This is a genomic window from Mesorhizobium sp. WSM4887, from assembly GCF_029625865.1.
Classification (GTDB): Bacteria; Pseudomonadota; Alphaproteobacteria; order Rhizobiales; family Rhizobiaceae; genus Mesorhizobium.
In genome coordinates this window covers 1-242 of sequence record NZ_JARTVP010000069.1, presented here as the reverse complement: position 1 = coordinate 242, position 242 = coordinate 1, and the positions used below count along the sequence as shown (strand labels likewise).

At 74.0% G+C, this 242-nt stretch carries 1 protein-coding gene; it reads right to left on the bottom strand.

Features of this window, described 5'->3' with window-relative positions:
• A partial coding sequence (locus tag P9230_RS32360) for a hypothetical protein (protein WP_278121776.1) occupies window positions 1–215 on the bottom strand: 215 nt, incomplete at its 3' end.
• Window positions 216–242: the final 27 nt, after the last annotated feature.

Below are 242 nucleotides of genomic sequence, written 5' to 3'. Positions count from 1 at the left end.
GGTGCCACTGGCGCTACCGGCTCAACTGGAGCAACTGGCGCGACCGGAGCGACCGGCGCTACCGGTGCGACCGGAGCAACAGGCGCGACGGGCTCGACGGGTGCGACCGGCGCCACGGGTGCGACCGGCTCGACCGGTGCAACGGGCGCCACCGGCTCGACTGGGGCGACCGGCGCTACCGGAGCTACAGGTGCGACCGGCGCCACGGGTGCCACTGGCGCTACCGGCTCAACTGGAGCAAC